The following is a 23,303-nucleotide window of genomic DNA, read 5'->3' on the forward strand; positions in this document are numbered from 1 at the left end:
AGGCGATGGACGGTGAGCGGGACGGACGAAGCCGCGCGCAAGCTCAAGGGTGCGGCGGGCGAAGCTGCGCGCGGGCGTGAGGGTGCGGCGGGCGAGGTCGTGCGCGGGCGTGAGGGTGTGGCGGGTCAAGTCGCGCGCAGGCTCGGGAGCACGGCCGGGAAGGTGGCGCGGGCGGTGGCGCGGCTGGTCGCGGTGCTGCGGCGCGGGCGCGCCCTGCACCCGCGCGGTCAGCTATTGCAGGGGACGCTCACGGTGGGGTCGGAGCTGCTGGGGGAGCACGGCGAGCACGAGGTTCCGGTACGGCTGTCCAAGGGCGTGTCGCTGCCCGGCCGCCTGCCCGACGTGCTGGGCCTGGCCGTACGCCTGCCCAACGGCGTCGATCTGCTGCTGTCCACCGGGTACGGCTTCCTGCCGGTGCCCAGGCGGGGCTTCACCTCGGGCCCGTACTCGACGCTCGCCTCCTACCGCTGCGGGTCGCGGCGCTGCAGGATCGTGGCCAGGCCGGAGGCCGGCGGGCGGGTGCCGGTCGATCCGGCGGGGCTGCCAGGAGTGCTGGAACACCGGGACCTGGTGTTCCACCTGTGGGCGGGGATGCGGTACCTGGGGCGGCTGCGGGTGCACACGGCGCTCACCGGGCAGGATCTGACGTTCGATCCGCTCGTCAACAGCGTCCCCCACCTGTGCCCGGCGAGCCGCCTGCAGGTGCTGCGCCGTGCCGCGTACGAGGGGTCGCGGCAGGGCAGGCGGGCGAAGCTGGGACGCGGCGGGGATTGGCGCGAGAGTCGTTCCGCGAAATAGGGCGAAACGTGCCCAGAACATATACGGAAAAGTCACGATATGGGGTATTTGTCCTTTTTGGAACCAGGACAACACACCAGGGGGATCGTCGTGGCTATGAACACAGAGATCCGTAACCTGCTCGACTGCCATGTCGTGGGATCCGACGGGCAGCCGATCGGGAAGGTGGGCCAGGTCTACCTCAACGACCGCTCGGGCGAGCCCGAGTGGGTGACCGTACGTACGGGGTTCTTCGGCATGAAGCAGACCTTCGTGCCGCTGCAGGACGCTCGCCGCTCGGGTGAGGAGCTCAGAGTCCCCTTCGACAAAGAGATGATCAAGGGGGCGCCCAACATCGACGTGGACGGCAGACTCTCGCTCGACGAGGAGGCCGACCTCTACCGCTACTACGGCATGCAGCCGGCGGACGTCCCACGCCAGCGCACCGGCGAGACGACGGCCGGCGGCGGCCAGGGCCTGCTGGGCAGACCGGCCGCGATGGAGACGGACCGGCCGGGCGGGCTGGAGGAGTCCGATCGCCTCATCGGGGACACGCCAGACAGGACCGACAAGCCCGGGTTCATGTCCGACAGGACCGACGAGCCCGGCTTCATGCCCGGCGGCCCGGCCACCGGCAGGCGTGCCGACATGCCCGGCGAGGCCGGCGGCATGAGAGACGACATGTCCGGCGAACGGGCGCGGAGCTTCGCGGGCGAGACCGGCGGCGGCTTCGCCGAGGACCGCGACATCGACATGACGCGGTCGGAGGAACAGCTGCACATCGGCAAGGAAAGCCGGGAAAGCGGACGCGTCCGGCTGCACAAGTACGTGGAAACGGAGAACGTCCAGGAAACGGTCCCGCTTTCGCACGAGGAAATCGTCATAGAGCGCGAGGACATTCGCGACGCCGGATTGTCCGGGCCGTACGAGATCGGCGCGGAGGACAGGGAGATGATCCTGCACGAGGAGCGTCCGGTGATCGGCAAGGAGACCGTTCCCGTCGAGCGCATTCACGTGCACAAGAGGGACGTCCAGAGCGAGGAGGTCGTCGAAGGGCAGATCCGCAAGGAGCGCCTGGAGATCGACGAGGAAGGCACGAACAGGGACGACAGAGGATTCGGCCGAGGCGACGGGTCCCCACCGAGCCGGTAGGCGAACGCGCGCCCCGGACGGTCGCGCGCCGGACGGCCGGGGCGCAGGCGGCCACATGCCAGGCGGCCACGCCGGTGGCTGGTCGGGCGCCGGGCGCCGGGCGGCTACGCCGGTGGGTGGTCGGGTGCCGGGTGCCGGGCGGGCGCGCAGGTGCAGATCCTAGCCGTCGCGGACAAATCCGAGGGCCGCTACGTCGCACCAGAACGGTGATTCCGAAAGCGCGCCGGCCGACGTCTCGCAGCACCACACAGTGACGTTTCCCGATAGCCGTTGAAGGCGAAACCACGGACCACCCGACCACCTCTCGGCGGCTTTTCAGGAAATAGCTCAGGAATACAGTTCCAGCTCGTTCAGCATGCTGCACGATGCCCCGATCTCCGGTTCACAACCGGACCGGACGGCAGGCAGCACGATCTTGACGTACCGGGCGGTCCGTCCGATCGTCGCGTACCGCAGCGCGTAATCGATCCGGTCCTCGACCGTGAGCACCGGCGGACCCCATGATCGCCCGTCCTCCGACACGTACACGCGCGCCGACGCCGGATGTCCGGGCCGCAGGCTGAGCCCGATGCGGCTGATCGGTCGGGGCCGGTCGAAGCGGAGCACGTAACGGCCGCGCCCGGCGGCGACGGCGCTCGACCAGTAGCCGGTGCTGCCGTCGAAGGCCCCGGCGGGACGCGTGCGCGGGCGGTGCGGGCTGGACCAGCGCATCGTCGTGGAGATCCGCAGCTCGCCACGGCGACGCAGGTCGGCCAGGTCGAGGCGGGTGCCGGGAACGGCGACGTCGAAGAGCAGCCGCTTGATCGCGTACCAGCCGCCGTGCTCGAACCGCCCGTGCGCGGGGCAGGCGGTCTCGTCGAGCAGCCCGTCCGGCCGTACGCCCGGCAGCTTGCAGTTGTCGAAGACCTGGATGAGCCGGTGCGGCCCGACGGCGGCGATGCCGGTGTAGCCGGACGAGCCGTGCGCGTCCCAGATGCCGTCCCGGTTGTGGTACGTGACGCGCGGCTCGAGCCACTGCTCGCCGATGCCGTCGGGGGAGATCGCGAGCCAGTTGTCCGGGCGTCCCGCGCTGAGCACGAGCGCGCCGCCGGGCATGAGCAGCAGCCGCGGGGCGACGCCGCGCACCACGCAGTCGAGCCCGGAGAAGCGCAGCTCGCGGGCCGGTGCCCAGGTGTGGCCGCCGTCGGCGGAGCGGCTCTGCCACAGCGTCGCGTACGGCCCGCCGTCGCGCCGCAGCACCGCCACCAGGCTCCCGTCCGCGGCCTGCGCGATCGCGGCCTCGGTGAAGGCGAAGCCGCCGGCGGGCTCGGCGATGACCCCGCGCCTGACGAAGGTGCGGCCGCCGTCGCCGCTGGCGTACACCTCGGCCTGGTAGGCGTCCGTGCCGGCGTAACGGGCGTACACGGTGATGAGGATCGTGCCGTCGGCGAGCTGGACCGGCGCGCCGTGCGCGGCGCCGCCGGGTAGCAGCTCGCCGGGCGTGACCAGCGTGGCCTCGGAGCGCACCCAGCTCTCGCCGTCGGACAGCGCGGACGAGGTGAGCACGCCGAGCCGCGCGGTGTGCGGCCCGGTGCGGGCCGGATAGTACTCGGTGGCGAAGAAGCGGCCGTCCAGCAGCTCGATCGGCGACTCGCGCAGCGGCGTGGGCCCGGCGGGGCCGAACGTGCGCCCGTCGTCATCGGAGACGGCCGCCGCGCTGGTGAGGACGACCACGCGGTCCACGTTCGTGGTGAACGTGGTGATGACCTTGCGCGCGGGCCGCCCGTCCGGCCCGATCACGTCAAGTGCCGACACGTTGGGGAACCCGGCGAAGTCGAGCCGCTCGGTGTTGGTCGGCTCGGGCGCGAGTGGCGGGGGATACGGGTGAATCCAGCCCAGTGAGGAAGCAGTGGCGATGAGGTAAGCCCCGGACTGGAGGGAGTGCTCCGGTAGCACGCAGTAACCGGGCTCGGCCTGCGCGCGACCGGGCGCCGCGGGCGGCGCGAGGACCGCCGACATGGCCAGCGACAGGCCTGCGACCATGGATCTTGGCACCCGCACGCGCTCGCTCCTCGGCTCCCCCTGCCGACCGCCGGCATCTGAGCGCACTTTAGATCATCGACAGCGCGTAACACCGCATTCACCTGCGGGAAGTCGGCGGTTCACGGCGCTACCCAGGTTCGGCCGGGTGTATGCATGCCGGTTGCGTAAAGTGGCAGTTGACAGAGAACCGGCTCCTGACGACTATCGGGACGGCACTATTAAGTGTCAATTTACGTATGTCGGGTCAGGAGGTGGCCCTCAATGAGCATCGAGCCGAGGGCGAGCGTAGCCCCCGAGCGCGTGCTGCCCACCCCGGCGCCGATGGCGCCGGAGACGGCCGCGCAACAGCGGGTCGTCGAACGGATCTGCGCCAGGGTCGCGCCGGCCGGCGTGGACGTCGGCGTAGCAGAACTACCCCCCGGCGGACTGCAGGTGTGGATCGACACCCCGGTGCCGATCGCCGAGCAGGAGTCGTGGGTGCTGTACCACCGCATGGCCCGCGAAGTGGCGCTGGTCGGCTGGCACTGCGAGGCCGACGCCGACCGCCTGCTGGTCCTGGGCTGGAGCGCCGCGTGCCTGCACAACCGGGTACGCCTGCTGCAGAGCGGGCTGCGCAGGCTCGCCGACTTCGAGCCCACCGCCCAGCGGGCCGTGCAGCTCGACGGCCGCGACCCCGGCGACGCGCCGGCGACGCGGCTGGTGGACGAGGTGTGCGCCGCCATCAAGCGGCGGCTGCGCTGGCCGGAGCGGCTGGCGGAGCTCGACGGGTTCGAGCGCAGCTCGGGCCTGCCGCACCTGCAACTGCTCCTCGCCCAGGTCGCCGGCCTGGAGGCGAAGGTGGCAGCGGCCTGCGAAGAGCACCTCGTCATGGCGCGGGTGCTGGCGCGGGCCGTCATCGAGCACCACGCGCGGCACGGGGATCCGGCCCGCGCGCGGCGCGACGTACTGGCGGAGTCGCGCCGATGGGTGCACGCCAGTTCCATGATCCGCGTGACGGCCACCGCACGGCCGATCACCACAGGCGCGGGCCGGCCGCACATGAGCCTGGCCGAGCGCCGCATCGCCGCGAGCGTCATCAACCACGGCGTGCCGCGGGCGACCCCCGTGGCCGTCACTCCCCGGGTCGCACCTGTCGATCTCGGAGAGGGCGCGCGCTGACCTCGAACCGCTCAACGGCGAGCGGTCGCCCGGAAAACCCCAGATTGATCCGGTAGGAGAGTCCCGTCATGCGAACCCCCCCGCACCTTCCCGCCCGACCCAGGCATGACCGTACCGACCGGGCCCGCGCCGAGCAGCCCAGGCGTCACCCGTACGGGCGGGACCTGCCCGCCCAGGCCGCTCCGCACACCACGTACACGGTCCAGAACGACCACGTGCAGGGCGATCCGTTCCGTGGCCGCTTCGGCACCCCGTTCGAGGCGGCACCGCCCCCCGAGGCGGACGCGTTCGTCGAGCAGCGGCTGCTCGGCATCAGGGAGATGTCCAACCAGGCCATCGGCTCCATCGACGACCTGCTCCAGCACACCGTCTGAAGTCGTCACCAGCGGCCCCCGACGGCGGAGGCCGGAAGAGCGTCAACCGCACCACTTTGGAGAGAGTCATGCAGGACCTTTCGCGCCCCGAACTGCGGTCGCGTGACGTCGGGGGCCACCAGCCGCGCACCGTGGCGGGCATCGAGACGCCGCGCACCCTCGACGAGGTACGCACCCTCGTCCGGCAGGCCATGGTGGACAAGCTCCGCCTGTACCCGATCAGCACGGGCAGGAACTGGGGCATGGGCTCGGCCATGCCCGTCACCGACGACAACCTCGTCGTCGACCTCGGCGGCATGAACCGCATCCGCGGCCTCGACCTCGACAACGGCTACGCGATCGTCGAGCCGGGCGTCACCCAGCGGCAGCTCGCCGAGGTGCTGGAGGGCACCCCGTGGATGCTGAACGTCACCGCCTCGTGCGCCGACACGTCGGTGATCGGCAACGCGCTCGACCGCGGCGACGGCTCCATCCGCTCCCGCGTCCACGACGTGGCCGGGCTGGAGGCCGTGCTCGCCGACGGCAGCGTGGTCACCACCGGCGGCCTCGACCCCGCCGGCCACTACCACGGCCGGGTCGCCGGACCCGACCTGACGCAGGCGTTCGTCCAGCACAACCTCGGCATCGTCACCGCGATGGCGGTCTCGCTGGTGCCGCGCCCGCAGACCATCGCGCTCGTGCACGGCCGCCTGCCGGCCCACCAGGCGGGCCTGGCGGTGGAGGCGGTCTCCGGCTTCCTGCGCCGCGGCAACCCGGCCGACGGGCTGATGCGCGTACGCGAGCTGTCCCTCGTCCCCGCCTACGGCGACTGGACGCTGCCCGCCGGCGTCGACCCGAGCCTGTTCACCGTGCTCGGGCCGCTCATGGGCAGCGACGCCACCGTGGAGCTGGCCGAGGAGCTGCTGCGCAAGTCGCTCATCGAGGTCGAGGGCGCCGAGGCGCTGCGCGTCGTCGACACCGCCACGGTCGACCCCGGCGACCCCCTGTACCCCAGGGCGCTCATGTCGCGGGGCATCCCCACCTGCCTCGGCGTGCACCACGCGCTGAACGTGACCTCCTGCGACCAGATCGACGACGGCCCGATGGGCTTCCTCGCGCTGCTTCCGCTCATGCCGCAGCAGGCCCGCAAGACCGAGCACATCGTGGCCGGTCTGCAGGCCGCGGTGGACGCGCACAGCACCGCGATGATGATCGAGTGGAACATGGTCAGCCCGCACCGGGCCAACGGCGTCATGCAGATCTTCTTCGACCGCGGCGCCCCCGGCGCGGCGCACCGGGCGCACCAGCTCCGCAACGACGGCAACTGCGTGCTGCGCGCCAACGGCTGCGCCATCTACCGCTCCGACATCGACCACGCCGCCGCCGACGTCTGGTCCGAGACCAGCACCGCCGGCCTCGGCATGCTGCACCGCCTCAAGACGGCGCTCGACCCGGACGGCCTGCTCTCGCCCGGCCGGTACGGCGCCTGACCCAGGAGCCAGACACAGACAACGCGCCGCCCCGGCGCGCGGCCGGAGCGCCCGGGGCGGGGAGAACGGCTCGACGCATCCCAAGGAGGATCCACGTGCGTTCGTCACCAGCGGCCGTCAGGCCCACCACGACCAGCAGGCGTCACGGCGTGATGCTGCGCCTGGTCGGCGCGGGCGTCATGTTGGCGGTGATGGCCGACACCACGGCCACCACTCTGGCGGTGGGAGTGCTCAAGTACACGCCCGCCGGCGCCGGCATGCCGCTCGGTGACCTGGTCTGGCTGACCAGCGCGGCGTTCATCCCGATCGCCGCGCTGCTGGCCACCGCGGGCCGCTGGGCCGACCTGTTCGGCCGGCGGCGGGTGCTCGCGGTCGGGCTCGTGGTGTTCGTGCTGGGCGGCATCGCCACCGTCACCGTGGAGTCCTGGTCCGCCGTGCTGGCCGCACGGGCCGTCCAGGGCGCGGGTGCCGCGGCGATGATCCCGGCCAGCCTCGGGCTGCTGCTCGGCGAGCTGCCCGAGTCGCAGCGGCGCGGCGCGATCGCGCTGTGGAGCTCCGCCTCCGGGCTCGGCTGCCTGCTCATGCAGGCCGGCGGCGGCTGGCTCGCCGCGGCCATCGGCTGGCGGGCGCTGTTCGTCCCCAACGTGGTGATCGGCGTGCTCCTGCTGATCGCCTGCCTCGGAGTGCCCTCGGGCAAGCGCGGCAACGCCAAGGGCGTGCCGGACGTCCTCGGCGCGTGGCTGCTGGCCGCCGGCATCGCGGTGATCGTGCTCGCCATCTCCAAGGCCATGGAGTGGGGGACGGACGTGCTGTGGCTGGGGCTGGCCGCCCTGGCGCTGATCGGCGGCGCGCTCGCCCAGGCGCGGCACCACCACCTGCCTGCCATCGACCTGGCCCTGTGGCGGCGGCCCAAGTTCGTCTGGGGCTGGCTGGCCACCTGGGGATTCGGCGCGCTGTCGTACGGGCTGCTCACCGTGCAGCCCCTCTACCTGCTGCACCTCGGCTACCCGATGCTGGAGGTGGCCATGTGGCTCACCCCGACCTCGGTGGCCGTCGTCGTGACGAGCTTCCTGGCCGGGAAGCTGGTCAAGCGGGTCGGTGCGTACGGGCTCATCTACGCCGGCTCGCTGCTGTGCGGCGGCGCCTGCGTGATCGTGCTGACGCAGGCAGGACCCACCATCTGGGGACTGATCGCCAGCGTCGTGGTCGGCATGGGCGTCGGCGCGCTCGCGCCCGGCACCTCCGTCGCCACCACCCTGGCCGCCCGCCCCCACCAGTACGCCTCCGCCGTCGGCGCGGCCACCATGGCCCGCATGGTCGGCGGAGCGGTCGGCGTCGCCGTCGTGTCGGTCGTGATCGACCACCCGTTCATGACCGGCCCCTTCGCGGGCCTGGCCGGCGCGCTCGCCATGTGCGTGGCCATCTCGGTGCTGATCGGCGCGCTGGCACTCACCAAGATCACCCGGCTCAGGCCGGACCCGGGTGACGTGATGATCAAGGTGCCCCGCCGGATGCTGCTCGAACTGCGCATGACCCTCGCCACCGTGGCGGCCGAGGCCGACGCGCTGCTGCCGGTCGAGACCCGCGCTCCCTCCGCAGATCCGCACACCGCCCCGCACACCGGCCCGCACACCGACCCGCACAACGACCGGGTCCCGCGGCCGCGTACGGCCGAGCCGGGGCCGCTCGCCGGGACCCGCGGGCACACGAACTAGATCAACGATTCAGAAGGGCTCTCGTCATGGCTACCACATCGTGCGACGTAGCGATCGTCGGCGCCGGGCTCGGCGGCTGCTTCCTGGCCTTGCTGCTGGGCCGCCGCGGGCAGCGCGTCGCCGTCATCGAGCAGGGACCATCGGTCCCGAGCGCGGGCGCCGACTTCCTCAAGCCCCCGGGGCTGCGCGTGCTGGCCAGGCACGGGCTGGCGGACCTCGTCGGCCGCCAGGGCCTGCGGCGCGACACCATCCGCTACTACCACGATGGCGACCCCATCCAGGAGATCCGCTTCCCCGAAGGCGGCTTCCTGATCCGCCCGTACCGCGAGCTGGTCGAGCTCATCTACACCTCGTGCACGATGGCGGGCGTCGAGTTCTGGTTCGACGCCGGCATCGACGACCTCGACCTCGGCGAGGGCCGCCCCGCCGAGCTGACGCTCAAGGACGGGCGCACCCTACGAGCCGGCGTCGTCATCGGCGCCGACGGCACCAAGTCCGTCGTCCGGCGCTCGCTCGGGATCGAGCAGCGCGTATCGCCGTACGAGCGGCTGATCATGCGGGTGGCGACCGTGCCGCTCAGCGCCAGCGTCGCCCAGCTCAACCGGCTGTACTTCTCCTCCGAGGGCTGGTTCACCTACCTCTACCCGGTCGGCAGGGACGAGGCCCGCGTGTTCGTCGGCCTGCCGCCGGAGGACGACCAGGAGATCTTCGAGGACGGCATCCCGTCGCTGCTCGACGAGCTGAAGAAGTTCGTCACCGACAGCTCCGACGCCTTCAACCACCTGCAGGCGGCGACCTGGCAGCGCATCAAGGTGTCGTCGCTGCGGGTCGAGTCCTACCACCGGGGCAACGCCGCGCTGCTCGGCTCGGCCGCGTTCGCCTGCCACCCGATGACCGGCATGGGCATGAGCTACACGGTCCGCGACGCCGAGATCCTCGCCGACGTCATCTGCGCCGCCGGCGGCGACCCCGAGGAGCTCGACCGGCTGCTGTACGCCCGCTACGAGCCGCGCAGGCACGCCCACCGCCAGCTCATCGACTACGGCGACGCGCTGGCCGCGACCTTCCCCGACCGGGAGGCCTACCTCGCGGCCTTCCGCCCGGACCTGCACATCTTCGGTGAGGCGGGTGCCGTGCCGAATGTGCCGCAACTCGTCTGAGCCGCGCCCCCGCCGCCCGCCGTTCCCCACCTGGTGAGGTCGTTCAGTGCCGCGCTGAGTGCGGTGGCAGCCCGATACCCAGGCGGCGGGGGCGCTCCGGCGGGCGATCACGGGTAGTGCTGGCCCTACCCCCGAATCGGGTGGCAGCGGGGGTCCGCCGGCACCCCTCGCGCCGCGATGCTGAGGAGCGATCACACAATCCCCTCGGCATCCGGAGACGCATGTGACTGTGACGGAGACCTCCCGCGCCCCCTCGGGGCGGCGGGGAAGCGACTACGCGAGATTGTCGCGGCTCATCGCCCAGGCGGGGCTGCTCGACCGGCGGCCCGGCTACTACGCGGTCAGGATCGGACTGGTCGCCGCCCTGTTCGCCGGCACGTGGGCGCTGTTCGCCGCGGTCGGGGACTCGTGGTGGCAGATCCCCGTCGCCGTGCTGCTCGCGGTGGCCTTCGGTCAGGTCACGCTGCTCGCCCACGACCTGGCGCACGGACAGATCTCCCGCTCCCGGCGCACCAGCAGGATCGCCGGGCTGCTCGTCGGCAACCTCGCCGTCGGGCTCAGCTACGGCTGGTGGATGGACAAGCACACCCGCCACCACGCCAACCCCAACCACGAGGACCACGACCCCGATGTCAGCCCCGACATCCTGGTGTGGTCGCGGCGGCAGGCCGAGGCCAGCCGGGGGCTGCCCCGCTTCATCGGGCGTTACCAGGCGTGGCTGTTCTTCCCGCTGCTCACCCTCGAAGGCGTCAACCTCAAGGTGTCGAGCTTCCGCGCGCTGCGCAGGCCCACGCTCAAGAACCGGGGGCTCGAAGGAGCGCTGCTCGGCGGGCACACGCTGGCGTACCTGGGGGCGCTGCTCCTGGTGCTGCCGCTGCCCAAGGCGCTGCTCTTCCTCGCCGTGCACCAGGCCTGCTACGGCATCTACCTCGGCTGCACCTTCGCGCCCAACCACAAGGGCATGCCGGTGCTCACCGCGGAGGACGAGCTGGACTTCCTCCGCAGGCAGGTGCTGACCTCGCGCAACGTGCGCGGCGGGCACCTGGTCACCATCGCGCTCGGCGGCCTGAACTACCAGATCGAGCACCACCTGTTCCCCAGCATGCCCACCGCGAACCTGCACAAGGCGCGGCCCATCGTGCGCGACTACTGCGCCTCGCTCGGCATCGACTACGTCGAATGCGGGCTGCTGGAGTCGTGGGGGCAGGCGCTGCGCCACCTCCACGACGTCGGCCGCCCGCTGCGCGCGGCCAGGGCGTGACGACCGCGTCCCCTCGACGGCCGGGCTCCTGATGGCCGGGCTCTTGATGGCCGGGCTCTTGATGGCCGGGCTCTTGATGGCCGGGCTCTTGATGACCGGGTGCCGCCGCCCCGACGCGGACCTGATGGCCGGGGTGCCGTCATCCGACGCGCGCGTCACGGATCCCGGGGGCGCGGGTGGCGTGTGGAAGGATGGCGGTTGTGTCCTCCGCGACATCCCCGGCCCCACTGCCCTGCGCGCCCGCCGCTGCGCGGGCGGCTGGCGCGCCCTCGGCCGCCGCAGTTCTGCGGCTGGCGCGGGCCGTGGTGTTCGCCACGGTCTGCGGCGCGGTGTCGGCGGGCGGGCACGTGCTGGCCGGGGGAGGCCCGGTGCCGCTCCCGGTCTACCTGGCCGCGGTGCTGGCGACGCTCACGATGGCGTACCTCGCCGACGGGCGGGAGCGCGGGCTCGGCGCCGTGCTCGCGGCCACCGCCGGCACCCAGACGCTGCTCCACCAGATCTTCGAACGGCTCGCACCCGGCGAGCTGACCGGCCACGTCCACGGCCACGCGGCCACGGGCATGATGCTGGTCCACCTGACGGTCGCGGCGCTGACCGCGTGGTGGCTGCACCGCGGCGAGCGCGCGCTGTGGCTGATCATCCGCCTGTACGGCATCCCGCTCCCGGCCACCAGGCTGCTCGTCACCGCACCGGCCGTGGCAGAGCCCTGGACGCCCGCTTGGCGACCGGCCACCCCCGAGGCCGCCCCGCGCAGGGGCCGCCTCATCTCCCGCGCGATCAGCAGGCGAGGGCCGCCCGTGCTCCGGCGTCACTGACGCCCGCCACGGTTCCTCTTCACCCCTGGCCTGTGTCCGGACGTCCGGCGCCACGGGCGCGGTCGTCCGGAAGATCATTCTGGAGACCCATCATGGCATTCCCGCCACGCCACATCCACCGAGCGACCACCCGCACGGCCGCCCCGGCGCCCACCGCCGGAGGCACCCCCGCGCCTGTCGCGCGGCTCCGCGCGGTCGCCGCCGTGCTCGCCGCGCTGTTGAGCGCCTGCCTCGTGCTGGCCTTCACCGCCTCGCCCGCGCTCGCGCACGACTCGCTCAAGCGCAGCTCGCCCGCCAAGGACGCCGAGGTCGCCGCGCTCGACGAGATCGAGCTGGAGTTCACCGCGAGCGTCAAGTTCCCGTTCGTGGTGCTGCACGACGCGGGCGGCGAGCAGCTCCCGCTGGGCGAGCCCGAGCTGAACGGGCCGGTCGTCACCGCGGGGGTGACGCAGCCGCTCGCGCCCGGCTCGTACACGATCGCCTGGCGCGTCGTCTCCTCCGACGGGCACCCCATCGAGGGCGAGATCCCCTTCAGCGTGAAGGGATCGCCGTCGGACGCTCCCGCGTCGCCGCCGGCCACCGGTGAGGCGGCCGCGGCGCCGTCCACCGCCGCCCCGGCCGGGCGGCAGGGCGACGCCGCCGCCGAGTCCGCGGCGCAGACCGGCGTCCCCGCCTGGATCTGGATCGTGTTCGCGGTGCTGGTCGTGCTCGGCGTGCTCGTCTGGCTGCGGACCGCGCGCCGCGCACCGGAGGAGGCGCCCAAACCGGAGGAAGTGGATGCGGATTGAGCGGGCACGGGAGATCGCCCGGCAGTGGGTCCTCGACGAGGGGACGGGGCTGCCGGGGTTCGGCGGGGCGTTCCTGACCGGGTCGGTCCTGTGGGCCGAGCCGGACGACGAGCTGGCCCCGCACTCCGACGTGGACGTCATGGTCGTCGCCGACCCCGAGGCCGGCGCCGGGCACCTCGGCAAGTTCCGTTACGAGGGGGTGCTGCTCGAGGTCTCCACCATGGCGGCGCCCCGCTCCGTCCACGACGTGCTCAGCGACTACCACCTGGCCGGCAGCCTCCACCTCCCGGGGCTGCTGGCCGACCCCACGGGGCGGCTGGCCGAGATCCAGCGCGGGGTGGCCCGCGACTTCGCGGAACGCCCCTGGGTGCTGGCCCGCTGCACGGCCGCCATGGACCGGGTGCGGGCCTGGCTCAACGGCATCGACGAGTCCGCGCCGCTGCCCGCCCAGGTCACCTCGTGGTTGTTCGGCACCGGCGTGACCACCCATGTGCTGCTGGTGGCCGGGCTGCGCAACCCGACCGTACGACGCCGCTACGCCGCCGTCCGCGACCTGCTCGGCGAGCACGGGCGGCTCGACCAGCACGAGAGCCTGCTCGACCTGCTCGGCTGCGCCCACCTCGGCCGCGCCCAGGTCGAGGGGCACCTGGCGATGCTGGAGAAGGTGTTCGACGCCACCGCCCCGCTGCGGGTGCCCGGCTACCGGTTCGACACCGACATCAGCCCCGCCGCCCGCCCGTCCGCCATCGACGGCACCCGCGAACTGATCGACTCGGGCCGGCACAGGGAGGCGGTGTTCTGGCTGGTGGCGACGTACGCGCGCTGCCTGGACAAGCGGGCGCTGGCGGGGGAGCGGGGCTACGAGGACGGCTTCCGCGAGCTGCTCGCCGACCTGGGCGCGGCCACGCGCGCCGACCGCCGCAGGCGCGCCGACCGGGTGCTGGCCGCGCTGCCGGAGCTGTGGCACACCGCCACCGCGCTCATGCCGCCCTGAGCCGGGGTCAGGCTCTGCGCAGCGTGCGGGTGAGACCGGTCGCGATCGTCGTCGCCAGCACCCACCCGGCGGCGATCAGCCCGTACGCCAGCCACTGCGCCCCGCCCGCCGGGTTGAACGCCTTCTCCTGACCGAAGTCGATGATCGGCAGCAGCAGGTCCAGCGTGTACACCAGCGGGTTGAACTCGGGCGACTCGCCGCGCTTGAGCGGCGGCGGCCGGTTCAGCCCGAACACCACCGTGCCGACGGCGAGCAGCGCGAGCAGCCAGGCCGCCGCGCGCAGCGGGCGGAAGCCGTAACCGACGGTGACGTCCTGGAGGTGGCCCCAGGCGCGCGCGTACCAGGGGAGCGTGGTGCGGCGATGCTGCTGCCCGGCCAGCATGGTCGCGCGGGCGTCGGCGTCGCCGCCCAGCCGCCGGTACATCGCGGCGAGCTGCTCGTAGGCGTTGGGCCGGTAGCCGTCGGGGTCGCGGCGCAGCCAGGCGATGCGCTCGGCGGCCGGCAGCATGGGTTCGAGCACCTCGTACGACGCGCCGTCCATGCGCAGCTCGCCGGGCCAGACCGCGGGGTCGTCGCGCAGGACGCCGATGCGGGCGTGGCCCAGCTCCACCCGGCCGCGGATCGGCTCGGCGGTGCGCATGGCCAGCTCGCGCGTCTCCAGCCGCCAGCACTTGAGCGCCACGTCGCCGGGCGCGGACAGCACGGCGTCGTCGAGGCACAGGCGGCTGCCGATCTGCGCGTTCGTCAGGCGTATGCGGCCCTCGGCGGAGAAGCCGTAACACAGGTTGAGCACCTTGCCGACGGTGATGCCGTTGGCCGACAGCGCCGCGCCGCCGGGATTGACCAGCCGCGCCCCGTCGAAGTGCGCGGGGCCGCTGACGGAGGCGTCGAGCAGGCTGATCTCGCCCTCCGCGACCAGGCCATGCCGGGCCGCCAGCGAGCCGTTCACGGACAGGCCGTCGCCGGCCAGCGCGAGCCCGCCCGGATCGGCCAGGCGCGCGCCGTCGAGGCTGAGCGTGCGGCCGACGGCGGCGGACTTCAGCCACACCGTGCCCTCGGTCTGGGCGTGCGACAGGAACAGGCCGCCCTCGGCGTTGAGCCCGCCGCCGTGCACGGCGAGCCCGCCGGGGTTGCGCAGCCGGGAACCGCGCAGCGTGAGCGGGCCGCCGACGCGCGCGGAGCGCAGGCTGACCTCGCCATCGACCTCCATGTTCCGGGCGAACAGCCCCACCTGGACGTCGAGGTTGGAGCCGCCGAAGGCCAGCCCGCCCGGCGCGCGTAACCGGGCGCCGTCGAAGTTCACCGCCGCGCCGACCCTGGCGGCGGTCAGCACGATCTCACCGTCGCAGGTGAAGCCGTCCTGGGCGCGCAGGCTGGCGCCGACGTCGAGGTGCTCGGCGTTGAACGCGGCACCGCCGGGGTGTTCGAGCCGGGCGCCGCTGAGCGTGAGCGTGCCGTTGATCCTCGCGCCGTGCATGCGCAGCTCGCCGGTGACGTGGCAGTCGTTGAGCCGCATGTTGCCTTCGACCTGGGCGTTGGAGGCGATCAGGCCGGGCAGCCTGGAGCCGGCCAGGCTGAGGAACCTGGTGCGGGCCTGGTAGATGTCGGGGACCTCGTCGAAGACGCAGTCGTGCAGCAGGATCGGCAGGTCGAGCTCCGCGAACGCCAGGTGCAGCCGCCCCTCGATGCGGGCCCCCGTCACCCGCAGCGCCGGTTTCGCCCCCGGCTCGGTGCGGTCGGCGAGCAGCAGCTCGGTCAGCACGCCGGCGCGCACCCGCCCGAGCGGGCCGGCGTCCACTTTCGTGCCGTGCGGGATGGCCTCGGCGATGGCCTGCTCGGCGGGGGTCAGCTCCTTGTCGCGCACGAGGACATCCTGGCGTTCATTTGCGTACGTCGAAACCCAGAGCGGCGGCCACCGCCACCGCCTGGGCCGGGTCGATACGCGTGTCCTTCAGCGTGACCTCGGCCGGGTGGAGGGTGCCGAGATCGCTGCCGCGCAGGTCGCACTTGGTGAGGTCGGCCTCGCGCAGCAGCGCGCCCGACAGGTCGCACGAGCGCAGGGCCGACTTCTCCAGCCGGGCCCCTGACAGGTCGGCCTCGCGCATGCGCACGCCGTGGAAGGTGCTGCCGCGCAGGTCGGCGCGGGCCAGCGAGGTGTAGGACCAGTCGCCGCCCGTCGCCTTGAGCAGCCCGAACGTGCAGTTGACGAACGTGGCGCCGGTCAGCTTGCAGCCGGTGAACGTGGCGTCGAAGAACGAGCAGTGCGAGAAGACGCAGCCGGCGAAGCTCGCGTCCTCGTGCGCCGAGACGTTGAAGCGCACGCCCTCGAACCTGCACTCCTCGAACACCGAGCCGTGGTCGGTCAGCTCGGTCATGTCCACCTCCTGGAACAGCACCCTGTGATGGTGCTCGCCGGAGATCTCCCGGCCGTTCCAGTCGGCGGACATGACCGTACGCTCCATGGCGCCCGCGGACGCTCTGCCTGGTCCTTCCGTCATCCGAACACGGTATCGGATGCGGCCGGTGTCAGGCGGTGCGTTCGGTGATGGCGGTGATCAGCGGCTGGACCAGCTTGGCCGCCAGCGGGCCGAACGCCGCCAGGATGAGCACGTACGCGGCGGCCAGGGCGCCCAGGTCGGGGTGCACGCCCGCGCCGACCGCCAGACCGGCGATGACGATGTTGAACTCACCGCGCGGGATGAGCGCGATACCGGCACGTGCCTGGCCGGCCTTGGCGATGCCCGCGCGCCTGGCCGCGTACATACCGGTCAGCAGCTTGGTGATCATGCTGACCAGGGCGAGCAGCGCCGCGAGACCGGCCACCGGCAGGATCTTCGACGGGTCGGTCTGGAAACCGAAGAAGACGAAGAACACCGCCGCGAACAGGTCGCGCAACGGCGCGAGCAGCGCGTGCGCGTCCTCGGCGAGCTGCCCGGACAGCGCGATGCCGACCAGGAACGCGCCGACCGCGGCCGACACCTGAAGATTCTGGGCGAGACCGGCCACCAGCACCGCCAGGCCGACGACCTTGAGCAGCATCACCTCGTTGTTGGGGCTGCGCACGAACGCCTCGATGTAGCGCCCGAACTTCAGCGCCACGACGAGGACGACGCTCACGGTGAGCAGCGCGATGCCGACCGAGATCGCCCCCTTGAGCAGGCTCAGCCCGGCCAGCATGGTCGTGAGGACCGGCAGGTAGATCGCCATCGTCAGGTCTTCGAAGACCAGCAGCGACAGCACCGTGGGCGTTTCGCGGTTACCGATCCACCCCAGGTCGGACAGCACCTTGGCGGTGATGCCCGAGGAGGTGGCGTACGTGACGCCCGCCATGGCGACGGCCGCGACCGGGCCCCAGCCGAGCAGCAGGGCGATGATGGCGCCCGGGGCCGCGTTGAGCACCAGGTCGACCAGGCCCGCGCGGAAGTTGCTGGTCATGCTGGTGACCAGCTCGTCCGCGTTGTATTCGAGACCGAGCGTGAGGAGCAGCAGGACCACGCCGATTTCGGCACCGGTGGAGATGAACGACTGGCTCGTGGCGAGCGGCAGCACCCCGCCGGTACCGAACGCCAGACCGGCGATCAGATACAGAGGGATGGGAGAAATGCCGCCGCGAAGTGCGAGCGCGCCGAGGATCCCCAAGCCGAGAAGGACGGCGCCGAACTCCAGGAAGATGACCGCGGTTTCGTGCACCCGCAGCCCTACCCGTTCACCAGAATGCCGGCGACTTCGGACGTGCTGTCCTCGCTGCCCACGACCACCACGACGTCACCCACGGCGAAGACGAAGTCGGGCCCGGGGCTGGCGAACACCTGTCCGCTCCGGACGACCGCGACGATGGACGCGCTGGTACGGGTGCGCACGCGAGCGTCCCCCATCGGACGGCCCGCGTAAGGGGAACCGGCCGGGATGGGCAGCTGCACGCTCACCAGACCCTCGACCTGCTGGTGCAGCTGGTTGAGCCGCTGCACGATGCGAGGCGCGCCGAGGAGCTCGGCCAGAGCGTCGGCCTCTTCGTCATTCAGCTTCACCGTGTGGCAGACGGCGTCGGGGTCGTTGGCGTCGTAGATGACGAGATCCCGGCGGCCGGTGCGATGAGACACGACACCGACCCGCTGTCCCTTGCGAGTGGTGAAATCGTGCCGCAGTCCAATGCCCGGCAGTGCTGTTTGTTCTACCTCCACCTGTCCCACCCGTATAGATCTGCGCATTTCTGGATAACCCTACCAATGGTGTGACTCTGCGTTGCCCATGGGTTGAGATGCGCTTGACTGGAAGGGCCCTGTGCGTGAAGTGGGCTTGGATTACGGCTGCTCGCCGTTGATGAGGGCGTGGGCCTGGCGGGCGATCTCCCATTCCTCGTCGGTGGGGATGACGAGGACGGCGACCTCGGATCCGTCGGGTGAGACGGCGCGTTCGTCCTGTGAGGTCGCGTCGTTGCGGGCGGGGTCGAGAGTGATGCCGAGGCGGCCGAGATTGTTCAATGCCTCTGTGCGGGTTTGGGGGTCGTTCTCGCCGACACCGCCGGTGAAGATGATCGCGTCGAGGCGGCCGAGGAGTGCGTAATAGGCGCCGACGTATTTGCGGATGCGGCGGGTGTAGACGGCCAGGGCGAGGCGGGCGTCCTCGTCGCCGTTCGCAGCGCGGGCGCGGACCTCACGCATGTCGCCTGACCCCGCCAGGGCGAGCAGGCCGCCCGCGTGGCCCAGCGCGTCCTCCGCGCTCTCGGCGTCCAGCCCGTCCACTCTGGCCAGATAGCCGGGCAGCGCGGGATCCACGTCGCCTGATCGGGTTCCCATGACCAGGCCCTCCAGCGGGGTGAGGCCCATGGAGGTGTCGATGCTGCGGCCGCCTGCGATGGCGGTGGCGCTCGCGCCGTTGCCGAGGTGGAGCACGATCAGGTTCAGCTCGGCCAGGTCGCGGCCCAGGAGGGCGGCGGCGCGGCGGGAGACGTACGCGCACGACGTCCCGTGAAAACCGAACCGCCGCACGCCGAGCCGCTCCCTCCAGTCGCGCGGCACCGCGTACGTGTACGCCTCCGGCGGCAGCGACAGCTGGAACGCCGTGTCGAACACCGCCACCTGCGGCACCGAAGGGAACGCCGCCCGCGCCACCCTGATCCCGGCGAGATTGATCGGATTGTGCAGCGGCGCGAGCGGGGCCAGCTCCTCGATCGCCGCGATCACCCCATCGTCCACCAGCACCGCCCGGCCGAACCTGGCACCGCCGTGCACCACCCGGTGAGCGACCGCGACCGGATCCAGCGCGGGCCCTGCCTCGGCGAAGGCCGCCAGCATCGCCGCCAGCCCCTCCCCGTGATCGGGAAAGGGCCGCTCCGCCACGTACGGGGGAGCGTCGCCGTGATGGTGGACGAGCCGCCCGCGCTCCTCGCCGATGCGCTCCACCAGGCCCCTGGCCGGGCGGTCCCGGCCGGCCACGTCCACCAGCTCGTACTTGATGGACGACGAGCCGGTGTTCAGGACGAGGATGTGTCCGGCCATGTCCACGACCTGATGTCCGGCGGATCCTCGCCGTGCTCGCGCGTGTACGCCCTGGCCCGCAGCCGCTCGTCGCTCATCCGCTGCCGCAGGTGCGCCGCCCTGCTGCCGAGGCCGGGCACGCGGTCGATCACGTCCATGACGAGGTGGAAACGGTCGATGTCGTTGAGCATGCACATGTCGAACGGCGTCGTCGTCGTGCCCTCCTCCTTGTAGCCGCGCACGTGGATGTTGTCGTGCCCGTGGCGGCGGTAGGTGAGCTGGTGGATCAGCGACGGGTAGCCGTGGAAGTTGAAGATCACCGGCCGGTCCACGGTGAACAGCGTGTCGAACGCGGCGTCCGGCATGCCGTGCGGATGCTCCGACTCCGGCTGCAGCCGCATCAGATCGACCACGTTGACGACGCGCACCTTCAGCTCCGGCAGGTGCTCGCGCAGCAGCGCGGTGGCGGCCAGCGTCTCCAGCGTCGGCACGTCGCCCGCGCAGGCCAGCACGACGTCCGGCTCGCCGCCCTCGTCGCTGGAGGCCCACGGCAGGATGCCGAGGCCGCGCGTGTTGTGCGCGATGGCCTCGTCCATCGTGAACAGGTCCAGCACCGGCTGCTTGCCCGCCACGATCACGTTGACGTAGTCGCGCGAGCGCAGGCAGTGGTCGGTCACCGACAGCAGCGTGTTGGCGTCCGGCGGCAGATAGACCCGCACCACCGACGCCTTCTTGTTCACCACCACGTCGAGGAAGCCCGGGTCCTGGTGGCTGAAGCCGTTGTGGTCCTGCCGCCACACGTGCGACGACAGCAGGTACGTCAGCGACGCCACCGGCCGCCGCCACGGGATCTTCTGCGACGACTCCAGCCACTTGGCGTGCTGGTTGAACATGGCGTCCACGATGTGGATGAACGCCTCATAGCAGTTGAACAGCCCGTGCCTGCCGGTCAGCAGGTAGCCCTCCAGCCAGCCCTGGCACAGGTGCTCGCTCAGCACCTCCATGACCCGGCCGCCGGGGGCGAGGTTCTCGTCCGTGGGCAGCGTCTCGGCGTTCCACGCCCGGTCGGTCACCTCGAACACCGACGACAGCCGGTTCGAGGCCGTCTCGTCCGGCCCCATCAGCCGGAACGTGCGCGGGTTCGCGGCGATCACGTCGCGCAGCAGCCCGCCGAGCACCCGCGTCGGCTCGCTCATCTGCGTGGCCGGCGACTTGACCTCCACCGCGAGCCGCCGGAAGTCCGGCAGCCGCAGCGGCTCGAGCAGCTCACCGCCGTTGGTGTGCGGGTTGGCGCTCATCCTGCGCTCGCCGCGCGGCACCGTCTCCAGGATCGCCTCGACCGGCCGCCCGTCCGGGCCGAACAGCTCCTCCGGCCGGTACGACCGCATCCACTCCTCCAGCAGGGCCAGATGCGTGGCGTTCTCGCGTACCTTGGCCAGCGGCACCTGGTGCGCGCGCCACGTGCCCTCCACCGGCAGGCCGTCCACCTCCCGCGGCCCCGTCCAGCCCTTCGGCGTACGCAGGATGATCATCGGCAGCCGGTCGGCGTCGCCCGCCTTGTACGCGGCCAGCTCGTCGAACGCGGTGTCCAGCGTGCCCGCCATCTCCTCGTGGTCGGGGCCCACCAGATGGGGGCGGTAGCCGTACCCCTCCATCAGCTTGACCAGGTCGCCGATCGGGATCCGGGCCAGGACCGTGGGGTTGGCGATCTTGTAGCCGTTCAGGTGCAGGATGGGCAGTACCGTCCCGTCACGGCGGCGGTCCAGGAACTTGTCGGAGTGCCAGCTCGCGGCCAGCGGGCCCGTCTCGGCCTCGCCGTCGCCGATGATGCAGGCCACCACCAGATCGGGGTTGTCGAAGGCGGCGCCGTACGCGTGCGCCAGCGCGTACCCCAGCTCACCGCCCTCGTGGATCGAACCGGGCGTCTCAGGCGCGACGTGGCTCGGCACGCCGCCGGGGAAGGAGAACTGCCGGAACAGCCGGCGCATGCCCGCCGCGTCCTGCGACACGTCCGGATAGCGCTCGGAGTACGTGCCCTCCAGCCACGCGTGCGCCACCGCGGCGGGACCGCCGTGGCCGGGTCCCGCGATGTAGATCATGTCCTGGTCCCGCTCGCGGATCACCCGGTTGAGGTGGGCGAAGCAGAAGTTCAGGCCGGGCGTCGTCCCCCAGTGGCCGAGCAGCCGCGGCTTGATGTGCTCGGGCCGCAGCGGCTCGGTGAGCAGCGGATTGTCCAGCAGGTAGATCTGCCCGACGGACAGGTAGTTGGCCGCCCGCCAGTACGCGTCTATGTGCTCCATCCCCTGCTGCTTCCTCCACAGAAGGGGTGCAATCCCCCCACGGCCCGATATGCCGCCCGGCACGCGAATTTCACGGACCTTTCACTGAGCGCCTAAAGACTCCGCTCCGCCATGCGCGGAATCAACCGCGCGGGGTACACGGTTACGGGACGATGGGACCAGGCAAGATCGGCTTGGCGCCACGTCTTTTGGCGACATGAGGAGGCATTGTGAACGGCGACATCACCCAGAGCCAGGAGTGGGCGGCACTGGGCAAGCACCACGAAGAGCTTGCGGGCAAGCACCTGCGCGAGCTGTTCGCGGACGACCCGGGCCGGGCCGGGCGGATGACGGTGGCCGCCGGCGACCTCTATCTCGACTACGCCAAGCACCGTGCCACGCAGGAGACCATCGACCTGCTGGTGGCGCTGGCCGAGCGTGCCGGGTTGCGCGAGCGCATCGACGCCATGTTCCGCGGCGACCACATCAACGTCAGCGAGGACCGCGCGGTCCTCCACGTCGCGCTGCGCCTGCCGCGCACCGCCGAGCTGGTCGTCGACGGGCAGGACGTCGTGGCCGACGTGCACGCCGTGCTCGACAAGATGAGCGACTTCGCGAACCGGGTCAGGTCGAAGGAGTGGAAGGGCGCCACGGGCAAGCCCATCGAGACCGTCGTCAACATCGGCATCGGCGGCTCCGACCTCGGCCCCGCGATGGCGTACGAGGCGCTGCGCGACTACGCCGACGCCGGCATCACCGCCAGGTTCGTCTCCAACATCGACCCCGCCGACATCACCGGCAACCTCGCCGGCCTCGACCCGGCCACCACGCTCTTCGTGGTCAGCTCCAAGACCTTCACCACGCTCGAGACCCTCACCAACGCCAGGGTCGCGCGCCGCTGGCTGGTCGACGCGCTCGGCGAGGACGCCGTCGCCAAGCACTTCGTCGCCGTCTCCACCAACGCCGCCAAGGTGCAGGAGTTCGGCATCGACACCGCCAACATGTTCGGCTTCTGGGACTGGGTGGGCGGCCGCTACTCCTACGACGGCGCCATCGGCCTGTCCCTGATGATCGCCATCGGCCCCGAGCGCTTCCGCGAGATGCTCGACGGCTTCCACACCATCGACGAGCACTTCCGCACCGCGCCGTTCAAGGAGAACATGCCGGTGCTGATGGGCCTGCTCGGCATCTGGTACACCGACTTCTTCGGCGCCGAGACCCGCGCCGTGCTGCCCTACAGCCAGCGGCTCCACCGCTTCCCGGCCTACCTGCAGCAGCTCACGATGGAGTCCAACGGCAAGTCCGTACGCGCCGACGGCACCCCCGTCACCGCCACCACCGGCGAGATCTTCTGGGGCGAGCCGGGCACCAACGGCCAGCACGCCTTCTACCAGCTCCTCCACCAGGGCACCCGGCTCGTGCCCGCCGACTTCATCGGCTTCGCCGAGCCCTATGAGGACCGCGAGGGCATGCACGACCAGCTCACCGCCAATCTGCTGGCCCAGACCTCCGCCCTGGCGTTCGGCAAGACCGCCGAGGAGATCGCCGCCGAGGGCACCGCGCCCGAGATCGTGCCCCACAAGGTGATGCCGGGTAACCGGCCCACCTCCACGATCCTCGCGCCCAAGCTCACCCCGTCCACGCTGGGCCAGCTCGTCGCGCTCTACGAGCACATCGTGTTCGTCGAGGGCACCATCTGGGGCATCGACTCCTTCGACCAGTGGGGCGTCGAGCTGGGCAAGAAGATGGCGCTCGACCTGGCGCCCGCGCTGGTCTCCGACGAGCCGCCCACCTCCTTCCCCGACACCTCCACCGAGCAGCTCATCCGCCGCTACCGGGCGCTGCGCGGAAGGCGCGTCTGA

Annotated in this window: 19 protein-coding genes; 12 read left to right on the top strand and 7 right to left on the bottom strand. The window is 71.8% G+C overall.

Features of this window, described 5'->3' with window-relative positions:
- Positions 1 to 12: 12 nt before the first annotated feature.
- Both ACFMQL_RS30335 and ACFMQL_RS30340 read left to right on the top strand, forming a co-directional pair.
- Positions 13 to 798, top strand: coding sequence for a hypothetical protein (locus tag ACFMQL_RS30335; protein WP_378788182.1), 786 nt, complete (start codon positions 13 to 15; stop codon positions 796 to 798).
- Positions 799 to 894: 96 nt separating this feature from the next.
- Positions 895 to 1,929: a PRC and DUF2382 domain-containing protein gene (locus ACFMQL_RS30340; RefSeq protein ID WP_364053467.1), complete on the top strand. Its 1,035-nt coding sequence runs from the start codon at positions 895 to 897 to the stop codon at positions 1,927 to 1,929.
- Positions 1,930 to 2,256: 327 nt separating this feature from the next.
- Here the strand turns inward: ACFMQL_RS30340 and ACFMQL_RS30345 are convergent, their stop codons facing one another.
- A complete protein-coding gene (locus ACFMQL_RS30345; protein ID WP_378788184.1) occupies positions 2,257 to 3,969 on the bottom strand; it encodes an exo-alpha-sialidase in 1,713 nt (570 codons plus the stop codon).
- 243 nt (positions 3,970 to 4,212) lie between these two features.
- Between ACFMQL_RS30345 and ACFMQL_RS30350 the strand changes: the two genes are divergently transcribed.
- The 9 genes from ACFMQL_RS30350 to ACFMQL_RS30390 all read left to right on the top strand — a co-directional run bounded on the left by ACFMQL_RS30350 (position 4,213) and on the right by ACFMQL_RS30390 (position 13,685).
- Positions 4,213 to 5,109, top strand: coding sequence for a hypothetical protein (locus ACFMQL_RS30350; RefSeq protein ID WP_378788186.1), 897 nt, complete (start codon positions 4,213 to 4,215; stop codon positions 5,107 to 5,109).
- Positions 5,110 to 5,177: 68 nt separating this feature from the next.
- Entirely contained in the window at positions 5,178 to 5,483 is a 306-nt protein-coding gene (locus ACFMQL_RS30355; RefSeq protein ID WP_364053458.1) for a hypothetical protein, read from the top strand.
- Between the two features lie 68 nt (positions 5,484 to 5,551).
- Positions 5,552 to 6,952, top strand: a complete 1,401-nt coding sequence (locus ACFMQL_RS30360; RefSeq protein WP_378788188.1) for an FAD-binding oxidoreductase — start codon at positions 5,552 to 5,554, stop codon at positions 6,950 to 6,952.
- Positions 6,953 to 7,047: 95 nt separating this feature from the next.
- Positions 7,048 to 8,667 (top strand): MFS transporter, encoded by a 1,620-nt coding sequence (locus ACFMQL_RS30365; protein ID WP_364053452.1) that lies wholly within the window; start codon positions 7,048 to 7,050, stop codon positions 8,665 to 8,667.
- A 26-nt stretch (positions 8,668 to 8,693) separates the two neighbouring features.
- On the top strand, positions 8,694 to 9,827 hold the full coding sequence (locus ACFMQL_RS30370; RefSeq protein WP_378788190.1) for an FAD-dependent monooxygenase: 1,134 nt from the start codon (positions 8,694 to 8,696) through the stop codon (positions 9,825 to 9,827).
- 223 nt (positions 9,828 to 10,050) lie between these two features.
- Positions 10,051 to 11,088: an acyl-CoA desaturase gene (locus ACFMQL_RS30375; protein ID WP_364053446.1), complete on the top strand. Its 1,038-nt coding sequence runs from the start codon at positions 10,051 to 10,053 to the stop codon at positions 11,086 to 11,088.
- A gap of 200 nt (positions 11,089 to 11,288) precedes the next feature.
- The gene (locus tag ACFMQL_RS30380) at positions 11,289 to 11,903 is read left to right on the top strand and encodes a hypothetical protein (RefSeq protein ID WP_378788192.1); all 615 of its coding nucleotides are present in this window, start codon (positions 11,289 to 11,291) and stop codon (positions 11,901 to 11,903) included.
- Between the two features lie 92 nt (positions 11,904 to 11,995).
- The gene (locus tag ACFMQL_RS30385) at positions 11,996 to 12,691 is read left to right on the top strand and encodes a copper resistance protein CopC (RefSeq protein WP_364053440.1); all 696 of its coding nucleotides are present in this window, start codon (positions 11,996 to 11,998) and stop codon (positions 12,689 to 12,691) included.
- Positions 12,681 to 13,685, top strand: coding sequence for a hypothetical protein (locus ACFMQL_RS30390; RefSeq protein WP_378788194.1), 1,005 nt, complete (start codon positions 12,681 to 12,683; stop codon positions 13,683 to 13,685). Before ACFMQL_RS30385 ends, ACFMQL_RS30390 begins: the two co-directional genes overlap by 11 nt.
- 7 nt (positions 13,686 to 13,692) lie before the next feature.
- On the opposite strand, the gene ACFMQL_RS30395 is transcribed toward ACFMQL_RS30390, so the two are convergent.
- The 6 genes from ACFMQL_RS30395 to ACFMQL_RS30420 form a co-directional block, all read right to left on the bottom strand.
- Positions 13,693 to 15,549, bottom strand: a complete 1,857-nt coding sequence (locus ACFMQL_RS30395; RefSeq protein ID WP_378788196.1) for a hypothetical protein — start codon at positions 15,547 to 15,549, stop codon at positions 13,693 to 13,695.
- A gap of 16 nt (positions 15,550 to 15,565) precedes the next feature.
- On the bottom strand, positions 15,566 to 16,183 hold the full coding sequence (locus ACFMQL_RS30400) for a pentapeptide repeat-containing protein (protein WP_364053431.1): 618 nt from the start codon (positions 16,181 to 16,183) through the stop codon (positions 15,566 to 15,568).
- A gap of 28 nt (positions 16,184 to 16,211) precedes the next feature.
- Positions 16,212 to 17,375 (bottom strand): cation:proton antiporter, encoded by a 1,164-nt coding sequence (locus ACFMQL_RS30405; RefSeq protein WP_364053428.1) that lies wholly within the window; start codon positions 17,373 to 17,375, stop codon positions 16,212 to 16,214.
- Positions 17,376 to 17,383: 8 nt separating this feature from the next.
- Positions 17,384 to 17,785: a cation:proton antiporter regulatory subunit gene (locus tag ACFMQL_RS30410; RefSeq protein WP_378788199.1), complete on the bottom strand. Its 402-nt coding sequence runs from the start codon at positions 17,783 to 17,785 to the stop codon at positions 17,384 to 17,386.
- 201 nt (positions 17,786 to 17,986) lie between these two features.
- On the bottom strand, positions 17,987 to 19,183 hold the full coding sequence (locus tag ACFMQL_RS30415; RefSeq protein ID WP_378788200.1) for an acetate/propionate family kinase: 1,197 nt from the start codon (positions 19,181 to 19,183) through the stop codon (positions 17,987 to 17,989).
- Positions 19,159 to 21,462, bottom strand: coding sequence for a phosphoketolase (locus ACFMQL_RS30420; RefSeq protein WP_378788202.1), 2,304 nt, complete (start codon positions 21,460 to 21,462; stop codon positions 19,159 to 19,161). The genes ACFMQL_RS30415 and ACFMQL_RS30420 overlap by 25 nt, the downstream gene beginning before the upstream one ends.
- Before the next feature lie 209 nt (positions 21,463 to 21,671).
- On the opposite strand from ACFMQL_RS30420, the gene pgi reads away from it, so the two are divergent.
- Positions 21,672 to 23,303: a glucose-6-phosphate isomerase gene (gene pgi, locus ACFMQL_RS30425; protein WP_364053419.1), complete on the top strand. Its 1,632-nt coding sequence runs from the start codon at positions 21,672 to 21,674 to the stop codon at positions 23,301 to 23,303.

The organism is Nonomuraea fastidiosa, from assembly GCF_042751225.1.
GTDB classification, from domain to species: domain Bacteria; phylum Actinomycetota; class Actinomycetes; order Streptosporangiales; family Streptosporangiaceae; genus Nonomuraea; species Nonomuraea fastidiosa.

What these genes read in the sequence shown, in the direction of transcription:
- ACFMQL_RS30340 (WP_364053467.1), top strand. Translation starts at nt 895, where the DNA reads ATGAACACAGAGATCCGTAACCTGCTCGACTGCCATGTCGTGGGATCC.
- ACFMQL_RS30350 (WP_378788186.1), top strand. Translation starts at nt 4,213, where the DNA reads ATGAGCATCGAGCCGAGGGCGAGCGTAGCCCCCGAGCGCGTGCTGCCC.
- ACFMQL_RS30355 (WP_364053458.1), top strand. Translation starts at nt 5,178, where the DNA reads ATGCGAACCCCCCCGCACCTTCCCGCCCGACCCAGGCATGACCGTACC.
- ACFMQL_RS30360 (WP_378788188.1), top strand. Translation starts at nt 5,552, where the DNA reads ATGCAGGACCTTTCGCGCCCCGAACTGCGGTCGCGTGACGTCGGGGGC.
- ACFMQL_RS30370 (WP_378788190.1), top strand. Translation starts at nt 8,694, where the DNA reads ATGGCTACCACATCGTGCGACGTAGCGATCGTCGGCGCCGGGCTCGGC.
- ACFMQL_RS30385 (WP_364053440.1), top strand. Translation starts at nt 11,996, where the DNA reads ATGGCATTCCCGCCACGCCACATCCACCGAGCGACCACCCGCACGGCC.
- ACFMQL_RS30390 (WP_378788194.1), top strand. Translation starts at nt 12,681, where the DNA reads ATGCGGATTGAGCGGGCACGGGAGATCGCCCGGCAGTGGGTCCTCGAC.
- ACFMQL_RS30400 (WP_364053431.1), bottom strand. Translation starts at nt 16,183, where the DNA reads ATGACGGAAGGACCAGGCAGAGCGTCCGCGGGCGCCATGGAGCGTACG.
- ACFMQL_RS30415 (WP_378788200.1), bottom strand. Translation starts at nt 19,183, where the DNA reads ATGGCCGGACACATCCTCGTCCTGAACACCGGCTCGTCGTCCATCAAG.
- ACFMQL_RS30420 (WP_378788202.1), bottom strand. Translation starts at nt 21,462, where the DNA reads ATGGAGCACATAGACGCGTACTGGCGGGCGGCCAACTACCTGTCCGTC.